Genomic DNA, 8,518 nt, shown 5'->3' on the forward strand with positions numbered 1-8,518 from the left:
TCAAGAACCTTAGGTTTGTGATAATATCAATAAGTAGTTTTTTTTGAAGATAGTATTAACAAACAAGGCCATTTGTAAAAAAAAACTTAAATGATATAATAATCTAAAATAATTAACTAACTTTAGGTTTGTTAAAATTTAGTTAGTTAATTTAAAGATAATGCTATTCTTGATTTATATTTAATTGGTTATTAAAAAATTAAGGATACATAAAAGCAGGTCGATTGACCTGCTTTTTCTGTTTAATAAAGTATGTAAAAACGAGATTATTTCGCTTGTTTCTTCATTTCTTTTTCAATCATATCATAGAATTGATCGATTTTTGGCATAACCACAATACGAGTTCTTCTATTACGGGCTTTGTTCTCAGCACTATCATTAGCTACTAATGGTACATAAGAACTTCTACCGGCAGCGATTAATTTAGCAGGGTTTACACCAAGTTCATTACTTAATACACGAACGATTGAAGTAGAACGTTTAACACTTAAATCCCAGTTGTCTAAGATAATTCCATTACTTTTGTAAGGAACGTCATCTGTGTGACCTTCAACCATACATTCAAAATCAGGTTTGTCGTTCACTACTTTAGCAACTTTAGCCAAAACAGATTTTGCTTTGTCGCTCACGTCATAACTTCCACTTTTGAATAATAATTTATCAGCGATCGAAATAAATACAACTCCTTTTTCTACGTTGATTTCGATATCCGGATCATTGATTCCAACAGCTCCTTTTAAGCTTGTAACTAAAGCTAAAGTTACACTGTCTTTCTTAGTTAATGCATCCTGAAGTCTAGATATTTTTAAATCTTTTTCTTTTAAACTTTCTAAAGATTTCTCAAGATTTTCAGCTCCTTTAGTAGTTAACACAGTTAAGTCTTTAGAAGTACTGATTAAATCCTGATTGTGTTGTTTATAGCTTTCAGCAGTTGCTGCTAATCCTGCTTTTTCTTCCAAACAAGTATTTAATTTAACTGTGCAAGAGTTTAATAAATCTTGTATCTCTTTGTTCTTAGCTTCTAAAGCAGCATATTGCTTCTTCGATACACACGAAGTTAAGGCCATTAGTACTGATAGTGCGATAACTATTTTTCTCATAGGTATTATATTTAATTAAACGTTGATTACAAATTTAGTTCTTAATATTTTGATTAATGTTAAAGATTTCTTTAAATACCTGTAATTTCTTTAGGTAATACAAGTAAACGATACTTTTAACCATATAGTATTCTTGTATCTGGAAATCTTTACGCTTTTTAAGGTATTTTAAAGATATGCTATAAAAAGAGAAATGAGCTTTCAGGATAGCATAAGTATGGCCAACCTTTCCCTGAGTGAGGAAACGGATACCCGCTATTCCGTCTAAAACCATTCGGAAGAAAATCACAAAGAACAGTCTCTTTTTAGGTAAATTCTTAACGAGCATCAATAATGAATTTCTAAAATTTAAGAAAGTCTTTCTTGGATTTCCTTGTTGCAAAGTCGCACCTCCAACATGATAAACAGTGGAACCGGATACGTACTTAATCACGTGTCCTTCATTTGCAGCACGCCAGCACAAATCGATTTCTTCCTGATGAGCAAAAAAGGTCTCGTCAAAACCACCTAATTCATGGTATACTTCACTTCTGATAAAAAAACAAGCCCCCGAAGCCCAAAACAATTCACAATTATCATCATACTGCCCATTATCTTTCTCTATCGTATCAAAAATACGGCCACGACAAAAAGGGAATCCATATTTATCAATGAAACCACCGGCCGCACCTGCATACTCAAAGTATTCCTTATTTTTATAATCGAGAATTTTTGGCTGAATGATTGCGGTTAGTTTTTCATTCTCAAAAGTTTCAAGGATAGGAGTGAGCCAATTCTCAGTAACTTCAATATCTGAATTTACCAATGCATAAATTTCGGCATCAATATGTTGCAAAGCATCATTGTAACCTTTAGCAAAACCATGATTGCCTGTGTTTTGAACTATTTTTATGGAAGGAAAATTATTCTTAACAAAGTCTATAGAATCATCCGTTGAAGCATTGTCAGCAACATAAATTTGAGCACCCTCAGAAAATCGGATAACAGAAGGTAAAAATTGTTCTAACAATTTTACGCCATTCCAGTTTAAAATTACAACAGCTATTTTATCCAAAAGTAATTCTTATTTATTTTAATATTATTCTATTCTTTATAATCGGGCAAGCTTCTTAAAAACTGATATTTTTCATTCTCAAAATCCATCTGACAGTAAAAATGATTCAGTCCGTTTGTGACGTTCAAAAACCGTGCCTGCATTGTCATGTTATAACGGGCAATCTGATCAAAAGTTGCCTGAGAGATTTTAACTTCGGGGGCTTTGCATTCTACCAATATATGTATAGAGCCATCAGAATTGAAGACCACTACATCATACCTCTTCCTTAAACCATTGACAGTAAGAACTTTTTCAACGTTTATAAGTGATTTAGGGTACTTTTTCTCAATCATTAAAAACTGAACGACATGTTGACGAACCCATTCTTCTGGAGTAAGAATGATAAATTTTTTCCTGATTTCATCAAAAATAGACACTTTATTTTCGCTATTTTTGAATCGGAAAGTATAGGTTGGGAAATTAAGTTTAAGCATAAAGCAAATATAATTTGAAAATTAGTCAATTTGAAAATTAACCAATTATTTATTTTGAATTAAACTGAAGACTGATACCGCATACTGAAAACTTAATTTAATGGACGAAGTTGTAAAAATTGTTAATGACATAAAAGCCGGAAATATAAAACCGATCTATTTTTTAATGGGCGAAGAGCCTTATTATATTGATAAATTATCGGAGTATATTGAACAGAATGTGCTTGCTGAGGAAGAAAAAGGATTCAATCAGACTGTTTTATACGGGAGAGATGTATCGGTTGAAGATATTGTAGCAACGGCCAAGCGCTACCCTATGATGGCTGATCGTCAGGTTGTTATTGTAAAAGAAGCACAGGATTTATCGCGAACAATTGATAAAATAGAGTCTTATGTAGGCAATCCGATGGAGACAACGGTCTTGGTTTTTTGTTATAAATACAAAACGCTGGACAAACGTAAAAAAGTAACCAAATTACTGGCTCAGAAAGGAATTGTTTATGAAAGCAAAAAATTATACGAAAATCAGGTTGGTGACTGGATAAAACGTGTACTTGCCGGAAAGAAATATACAATTGACCCAAAAGCCAATGCAATGCTGGTTGAATTTTTAGGTACCGATTTGAGTAAAATTAATAATGAATTAGAAAAATTGCAAATTATTCTACCACAGGGAACCGTTATTACGCCACAACATATCGAGGAAAACATTGGTTTCAGCAAAGACTATAATGTTTTTGAATTGCGAAAAGCGATAGGCGAACGAAATCAGTTAAAGGCCTATAAGATTGCGGAGAATTTTGCCCATAATCCTAAAGAATATCCATTAGTAATGACGACAGGATTAGTATTCGGTTTCTTTGTTCAACTTTTAAAGTACCATGGACTTAAAGATAAAAATCCTAAAAATGTCGCAGCAGCCATTGGGGTCAATCCTTATTTTTTAAAGGAATACGATTTAGCAATAAAAAACTATCCGATGCGTAAAGTGAGCCAAATTGTAGGTGCACTGCGTGATGTTGACGTTAAAAGTAAAGGAGTAGGAGCCAATGCATTACCACAATCCGATTTATTAAAAGAAATGTTATATAAAATATTCAATTAAACAATTCAAAATTAGTTCATTAATAGTGTTTTTATGTGTAATGAACGTATCAATCTATCCTGATTTATTCGCTTGAAATTTTGTTTTTAAAATCACAAGTGACAGGGACGATTTTGTTCTTTCTTTTACTACATACATAAAATGAGTACAGTTACAGGAACTATTTGTCATAATAGTAGTATATAATTTATTAAAATTTTGGTAAAAACAATCTAAATTTACTATATTACCTCAATATAATTTATATAAAAAAATTCGGTGGCCCCATCTACTTTAAATTTACGCATTTCAAGAATAAGGATTATTCTTGCACTATTGGTTTGTCTTTTAACTGGTTTTAAGAGTCATTCTCAGTCTCAAATTCTCTCGAAAAAAAAATCAGACATTATTCTGTCAAAGATTGATAGTATAAAAAAGTTAATCCAAACAGAGAATGTCGAAAATCACCTTTTAGGACTTAAAATCTTAAATAAAACAAAAGCATATCTAGAAAGAACAAAAGACACGGCAAGTCTTTTATTCTTTCACAGAGAGAGTATCAAACTAATTTCCTATTTACGAAGTTTTGGAACTCCAAATGCTTATCTTTTTGAAAATTTCCAAATCTTAAAAAAATACAATGATAGGCGGGAGTTAGCCTTATTACACGAAGCTCTTGGTGATTTGAGATATTATGAAGGCAGTAAGTTATTGTCGCATGAATATGATTTGAAAGCGCAAAGCTTAATAAAAAAATATGGCAACTATGAGGACAATATAAACATAAACTACAATCTCTCCGTTTATTATAAAAACTCTAAAGACTACAAGAAATCTATTGATTTTGCGATGACCTCGCTTGAAAACATTAAGAAAAGCAACACATTCGAGAAGAACAATTTCAAGATACCAAATTTATACCTCTTCATTTCTGAAGATTATTACCATTTAAAAGAAAATGACAGCGTATATAAATACCTGATACTTGCAGAAGAAACAAAAACGAATACCACAGACGGAAGGTTTCCTTATGGAGCTAAGCTGAATGAATTAAAAGCAATGTATTATTACAATATAGGAGATCTGGAAACTGCGGCAAAGTTGTACCAAACTTCAGTATCTGAATATGTTAAACTCAATCAGTTTAAAATGAGACTGGTTCAAAAATCAAACAAGCTAAACAGTACTTTAAAAATAAAAAGTATTGAGAATAAAGGAAAAATTAATGAAGCGAGACTTGAAAGCGTAAGTGAATCTTATAAAAATTATTTGTTGATTTTTGCCTTATTGATTGTTCTGATATTGACAGTACTATTTATAATTCAATTTAGCGCCTATAAATATAAAATGAAGGTCAATTTAATCCTTCAGAAGAAAAACTTAGAGTTAAAAAAAATAAATAGAGAGTTAAATGAGGCATCGAAAATAAAAGATACTTTTCTTGATGTGGTAACGCATGAATTGAAAACTCCTTTAAATACAATTAAAGGAACAGCATATTTGCTTAAAAATGAAAAATCGGAACTTCTAAAGGAAGATTATATTAAAAATTTAAATTTTTCTTCAGATTACCTGCTAGGTTTTATCAATAATATGGTAGATTTTAAAAATCTAAAACGTCATGATACTGTTAACTTAGACTACAAAGACATTAACCTGGAAATAATACTAAACTCCATCATTGAAATGTTTAGAATCAATAATCTGAACCAGAACAGGATCTTAATTAATTTTGATGATAAAATTTCACCTACTTTAAAATGTGATGAAATAAGATTTACTCAGGTAATTATGGAGTTGATGACGAATGCCGCAAAATTTACTAAATATGGCGAAATAACTTTAAAAGCAGAATTAATTCATTCTGTTAACGGTGAGGAAAGTATTAAATTTGAAGTTTCTGACACGGGAATTGGAATTTCAGAAGAGGTTCAATATAAAATATTTGAACCATTTATACAGGAATCGGCCGAGATTAATAGTAATTACGGCGGAAGCGGTCTGGGGTTGTCAATTATAAAAAGGACGTTAGAACTTTTTGGAAGTCAGATCAAAGTTAGATCTAAAAAAGATGAAGGAACTACTTTTTCGTTCGTAATCGATTTTAAAATTTCTAAAGAAACCAATGACGAAACTATTTTCAGTGATGCTGAAAGACAAAAAGAGCAACTTTCAAATATCGAGATTTTATTGGTTGAGGATAATAAAATGAATCAGCTGATCGCTAAGAAAATTTTAGTCAATAAAGGTTTTAAATGTGAAGTAGCTAATAATGGACTTGAAGCAGTTGAGAAAGTAAAAGCTAAAAATTATGCCATAATATTGATGGATATAATGATGCCTGTTATGGATGGTTTTGAAGCATCGGCAATTATTAGTAATTTAAAACCTGAAATACCAATCGTAGCTTTAACGGCCATTTGCGAAAATATCGGCAACGATGATTTTCAAAGGGCTAAAATTTTAGAAAAACTTGATAAGCCGGTAGATCCAGATATTTTGTACAAAACAATTTTAAAATATGTTGTACAAAAAACGCTTTAAGATCTATGGAAATTCACGATATTTGCATCTCTAAAAAATTACTACTTTTAAAATACTAATAACGCAATTATGGGAATGAATAAAAATACCATCCTGGGATGGGCTACTTTTATAATGGTGCTTATGGGCTTGTTACTTATTGGTCTTGGCGCTTTCAGATACAGAGATGTTTCAGGCTGGGGATTTGCTGCAACCGGAGTTGGTTTTATTGCAAACGCCTGGGTTTTTAACGCTTTGAAAGGAAGGGTGTAAGTTTGTTGTTAATAGTTTGTTGTTAGGACTAGAATAAATCTGAAGATTTACATATTTGGTATAAAACCAGAACATAATGCTAATATGTTACGTTATTGATTCAATCAACAACTTTAAAAACAAATGAAAGAGCTGCAATAGAAAAAAAATAAAATTAGGAGAATGATGAATTCTTTAAAGAACTGTAAAATCATAAGGAGTTAACTTTAAGTAATTCAATAATAAATAATAAACGAATAACTATAAACATAATAATAAACATAACATGTCAGACGATAAGAAAGTAATTTTCTCAATGCAAAAATTGAGTAAAACCTATCAAGGAGCAGACAAGCCAGTTCTTAAAAATATTTACTTGAGTTTCTTCTATGGAGCGAAAATTGGTATTTTAGGACTTAATGGTTCCGGAAAATCTTCACTTTTAAAAATTATTGCCGGAGTTGATAAAAACTATCAGGGTGATGTTGTTTTTCAACCGGGTTATACTGTTGGTTACTTAGAGCAAGAACCAATACTTGATGACTCAAAAACAGTTATCGAAATTGTTCGCGAAGGAGCAGCTGAAACCATGGCAGTTTTAGAAGAGTACAATCAGATTAATGATTTGTTTGGTCTTCCTGAAAACTATGAAGATCAGGATAAAATGGACAAGTTAATGGATCGTCAGGCAGCTTTACAAGATAAAATTGATGCTCTTGGTGCGTGGGAAATTGATACAAAGCTTGAAATTGCAATGGACGCCTTACGTACACCGGAAGGAGATACACCAATTAAAAACCTTTCAGGAGGAGAGCGCCGTCGTGTAGCACTATGCCGTTTGTTATTGCAACAACCTGATGTGTTACTTTTAGATGAGCCTACCAACCACCTTGATGCTGAGAGTGTTCTTTGGTTAGAGCAACATTTAGCACAATACTCAGGAACTGTAATTGCCGTAACGCACGATAGATACTTCTTAGACAATGTTGCGGGGTGGATTTTAGAATTAGACAGAGGTGAAGGTATTCCATGGAAAGGAAACTATTCTTCATGGTTGGATCAAAAATCAAACCGTATGGCTCAGGAAGAAAAAGTGGCTTCTAAAAGAAGAAAAACTTTAGAACGTGAGTTGGAGTGGGTTCGTCAGGGAGCAAAAGGTCGTCAAACGAAACAAAAAGCCCGTTTACAGAACTACGACAAATTATTGAATGAAGATCAAAAACAACTGGATGAAAATCTGGAAATCTATATCCCGAACGGTCCGCGTTTAGGAACCAATGTGATTGAAGCTAAAAATGTAGCAAAAGCTTTTGGGGATAAATTATTGTACGATAATTTGAACTTTACTTTGCCACAGGCGGGAATTGTTGGAATTATTGGGCCAAACGGTGCCGGTAAGTCGACTATTTTCAAAATGATTATGGGAGAACAACAAACTGATAGTGGAGAATTTTCAGTTGGTGAAACTGTAAAAATTGCTTACGTTGACCAGTCACATTCTAACATTGATCCAAACAAATCAATTTGGGAAAATTTTGCTGACGGTCAGGAATTGGTAATGATGGGAGGTAAACAGGTAAACTCAAGAGCTTACTTGTCACGTTTCAATTTTGGAGGTGGTGAGCAAAACAAAAAAGTATCTATGTTATCCGGTGGAGAGCGTAACCGTTTGCACTTAGCGATGACATTGAAAGAAGAAGGAAACGTGCTTTTACTCGATGAGCCTACGAATGACCTTGACGTAAATACACTTCGCGCACTTGAGGAAGGTTTAGAAAACTTCGCTGGTTGCGCTGTAATTATTTCTCACGACAGATGGTTCTTGGATAGAATCTGTACGCACATTCTTGCTTTTGAGGGAGACTCTGAAGTTTATTTCTTTGAAGGAAGTTTCTCCGATTATGAAGAAAACAAAAAGAAACGTCTTGGTGGTGATTTAACTCCAAAACGTTTGAAATACAGAAAATTGATTAGATAATATTCTAAGTAAATTTTAAAATAAAAAAAATCCCAAATTCTTATCCTATAG

At 32.4% G+C, this 8,518-nt stretch carries 7 protein-coding genes; 4 read left to right on the forward strand and 3 right to left on the reverse strand.

Going from position 1 to position 8,518, the window contains the following annotated elements:
* Positions 1–266: 266 nt before the first annotated feature.
* Genes JO950_RS20055 through JO950_RS20065 form a run of 3 tightly spaced genes read right to left on the reverse strand, consistent with a single transcriptional unit; the run spans position 267 to position 2,630 of the window.
* Positions 267–1,100 (reverse strand): OmpA family protein, encoded by an 834-nt coding sequence (locus JO950_RS20055; protein WP_017497531.1) that lies wholly within the window; start codon positions 1,098–1,100, stop codon positions 267–269.
* Between the two features lie 34 nt (positions 1,101–1,134).
* Positions 1,135–2,154, reverse strand: coding sequence for a glycosyltransferase family 2 protein (locus JO950_RS20060; protein WP_202704228.1), 1,020 nt, complete (start codon positions 2,152–2,154; stop codon positions 1,135–1,137).
* 29 nt (positions 2,155–2,183) lie between these two features.
* Positions 2,184–2,630 carry a type I restriction enzyme HsdR N-terminal domain-containing protein gene (locus JO950_RS20065; protein WP_070908104.1) on the reverse strand — a complete coding sequence of 149 codons (447 nt, stop codon included), beginning with the start codon at positions 2,628–2,630 and terminating at the stop codon, positions 2,184–2,186.
* Positions 2,631–2,730: 100 nt separating this feature from the next.
* Between JO950_RS20065 and holA the strand changes: the two genes are divergently transcribed.
* The 4 genes from holA (at position 2,731) to ettA (ending at position 8,467) form a co-directional block, all read left to right on the forward strand.
* The gene (gene holA, locus JO950_RS20070) at positions 2,731–3,735 is read left to right on the forward strand and encodes a DNA polymerase III subunit delta (protein WP_017497528.1); all 1,005 of its coding nucleotides are present in this window, start codon (positions 2,731–2,733) and stop codon (positions 3,733–3,735) included.
* A 258-nt stretch (positions 3,736–3,993) separates the two neighbouring features.
* Positions 3,994–6,258 carry an ATP-binding protein gene (locus tag JO950_RS20075; protein ID WP_202704229.1) on the forward strand — a complete coding sequence of 755 codons (2,265 nt, stop codon included), beginning with the start codon at positions 3,994–3,996 and terminating at the stop codon, positions 6,256–6,258.
* A gap of 69 nt (positions 6,259–6,327) precedes the next feature.
* A complete protein-coding gene (locus JO950_RS20080; RefSeq protein ID WP_017497526.1) occupies positions 6,328–6,510 on the forward strand; it encodes a CAL67264 family membrane protein in 183 nt (60 codons plus the stop codon).
* Between the two features lie 265 nt (positions 6,511–6,775).
* Positions 6,776–8,467 carry an energy-dependent translational throttle protein EttA gene (gene ettA / locus JO950_RS20085; RefSeq protein WP_026110094.1) on the forward strand — a complete coding sequence of 564 codons (1,692 nt, stop codon included), beginning with the start codon at positions 6,776–6,778 and terminating at the stop codon, positions 8,465–8,467.
* Positions 8,468–8,518: the final 51 nt, after the last annotated feature.

This window comes from Flavobacterium sp. UGB4466 (assembly GCF_903469665.1).
GTDB classification, from domain to species: Bacteria; Bacteroidota; Bacteroidia; order Flavobacteriales; family Flavobacteriaceae; genus Flavobacterium; species Flavobacterium lipolyticum.